Genomic DNA, 2,975 nt, shown 5'->3' with positions numbered 1-2,975 from the left:
CGCCATCATTTCTGCCATAGAAGTTATTAAGCAGTAGGGTGCTTCAGTAAAGTATAATACCCGTGATCATCCTTCCTAATCAGTTAAGAAGGATGATCACGGGTATTTAATTATGTCTTGTCAGTAATTTCTGGTCGGCTGTACTGGTTCAGGAACTTGCCTCCAGCATTTCTCCCTTCCTTGGGTATGCTTTCAGTGCATTCAAGTAAATATTGTTGCGTAGTTCGAGAGCGAAGGAAGTTGGTATGCCGGGATTATTGTAATCAAAACAGCCCTTCGGAGACCTTTTCTGCTCCTGCTGCTGATCTGGTCCGCATACGACATATTTTACGTGAAGGTACTCAAGTGCCTATTCAACAATAAACTTTACAGACTTAACTGTAGTGCCCGATTGTGCTTTAATAAAGTACAGACCACGGGAAAGAGCCTTGGTAAATGTCAGGGTCGCAATTGTGGTGCCTTGCTCATTCATAACCAAGGCATTTGATTGTATTACTCGACCCGCTGCATCAATAACGCTAAGTTCCACAGATTCGGACGCTTCAAAACCATTGAGGTCGACAAGTATCTCAGTGCCGGAATTGGGGTTCGGGTAAACCTGTAGCCTTGTTCCTTCCTTCACAGGATTTTTAAAAACGCTTGCCGCCTGAGTTAAGTTAAGCTCTGCAGCGCTTGCTGTTCCGGCCATTACCTCAATAGCAGATATGATAGCATTGTTGTTAACAGATGTGAACGTGATGGTAAGCAGGCCGTCGTTTACATAAAAGTTCTCGAAGGTTTTAACAGTTGCTTTACCCGCTCCATCTTGTGCGTAAATGTCGTAGTTGCTTAGTACCCGCTGCCCTTCTATGTCCACATTAAATACTCGGGCACCTGTCAGACCTGTGGTTTTCCCGCCCGGTGCCCCGTAAAATGGCTCCAGGAAGTGAAGATTTACGGTAAAAGGTCCAGTTGTACGTACTGGCATTTCATAGCTAAACGGAACCCCTGGTACGGAAGAACTAGTGGAGGTAGCAAACCTGTACTTAAGGTAAAGCGGATCATCTGTGGTGCCGGCTACGTCAAAACTTTTGGAGCCGATTGTTCCGCTTGTGAAATAAGCATCTGCACCCCACTTTTTCGACTGACTGTCTGTATAAGCCTTGCCGCCTGCATTAACAAGCATTGTAACAGGAGGTTCGTCTGCTTTTAATAAAGTAATTCTGGGCTGACCCTTTCCATTGCCGTCAAAATATTCAGAGAGATAGATATTGCCAGTTATTGGATCCTCGACAATATCTAAAGGGTTAGAAAAAGGGCGGCGAAAGCCCGGAATTAAACTTCCCTCAACTGATCGGACTATATTCAGGTTGGTTCCACCTGGCTCTAACAGCAGAATATCGTCACTTCCACTAAAACGGCAGACGAGTAGCTTGCCTGTGAGCTTACCGCCGAAGGCATTACTTTTGTATTCTATTATCCCATTGGGAGATTTATTCAATCCAAAGTCAAAGGCCCAGCCTCGGTAATTTGGTTCTTTGGGGGTTCCTACTGGGTAACCATGTGCTGTTCCGTTAAGTGTCCAAACTATTTCACCTGGATCTTCCCCGGGTGTTGGATTACCTCCATTCAAAATATATTCATTACGAAGAACATTGGGGTGCCCGTAATATCCGCCTTTAACTACTCTGAATAAATAGTCACTCTGGGTGTCCCGCACATCTGTCAAAGCCGGTACATTTGGGCCTGTATATGTTTTTCCATTTGACCAGATAGTACCAGATTTCAATCCAGGGGTGTTTCCCCCGGCAGCCGATCCGTTTGTAGGAACATATAATTGGCCATTGGTGTGCCATATAAGGTCATAAGCATTTCTTAACCCTGTAGCAAACAGCGTGAGGGCAGCGCTAGAAGCATAAGGGTTATAGTTGCCACCTTCTGCGGTCTTCGCATTTATGGGTAAAGACTGTTGCGCAGCTTTGCTGATATCCAGCCGCAATACAGCTGCCGACAGTAGCCTTTCGGGTCTGTCGCCCCAGGCTGCATCTGGTGCTCCCATGGCTGTATTGCCTCCCTGCATAATATACATGGCACCATCCGGACCAAAATCTATTGAGAAAATGGAATGGTCTTTAATAGACCGTGGTAGGTTGACCACGTAATCTGTAACTTGTGGATTAGATGGGTTGCTTAAATTAATTCTGGAAATCTTGCTCGACCAATCGGGGGCATTCTGAAACTCTGGAGCAGAATGGCTGATCCAGGCAATCAGGTTGCCTGCTGTTGCTGCCGGATCGAAGCGAAGCCCGACAAGGAGCCTCCTGCCTGAACCGAATGGGGAGATTGATACATGATTTGTAAGTGTTCCATCTGTCCTGATATCCCATCGTTCGATCTTTCCGCCGGAGGTGGCAGCATAAAGCCTGCGGTCCGGCCCAATTACCAAGGTTGTAAAACCATCACTTCCAAAGGTTCTATCTATCAGGATTTGCTCCGTAAACGATACTCCCTGTAAGTCTGATGGTATTGTTTCAGTAGTACTTGTGGTGGTAAAGGTAGAGGTAAAAGGGAGTAGTCCATAGCCATTGAGGTCTTTTACACTCTCGCTAATCCTGAACTCATACCCGGTGCTAAGAGAAAGAGTGGCGGTTAGGGTTATAGCATCTCCGGCAGCTGTCGTGTTCACGGCTGTTCCGGTAACCTCCGTCTTGTTGCCACTTACTACTTTGTATAACTTCACGGTGTTTGCATTAACTGTGCTGCCATCTAAAGATGCACCACTTGGGAAAGCCAGATCAACTGAAACCGACTTGTCTATTGGAACACCTGTTGCGCCATTACCGGGGCGCACGGCTGTTATATAAGGCCGTAGCAAATCTTCGGATGTTACGCCAGTTACGGCGAAGTTGTCGAAGGTGTAGGTAACGGGACTTGAGCCGTTTCGGTGGGTAGCGAACAGGCCGGCATAGGCCGTGGAGGAGGTGAGTCCCATGCCG

At 46.8% G+C, this 2,975-nt stretch carries 1 protein-coding gene; it reads right to left on the bottom strand.

The window, feature by feature from the left end; translation table 11 throughout:
* Positions 1-349: 349 nt before the first annotated feature.
* The coding region (locus tag FJM74_RS22010) for a malectin domain-containing carbohydrate-binding protein (RefSeq protein WP_187264808.1) at positions 350-2,975 on the bottom strand (2,626 nt) is incomplete at its 5' end.

The sequence above is a fragment of the Pontibacter beigongshangensis genome, assembly GCF_014332515.1.
In the GTDB taxonomy this organism is placed as follows: domain Bacteria; phylum Bacteroidota; class Bacteroidia; order Cytophagales; family Hymenobacteraceae; genus Pontibacter; species Pontibacter beigongshangensis.
This window is presented reverse-complemented; position numbering and strand designations above follow the sequence as displayed.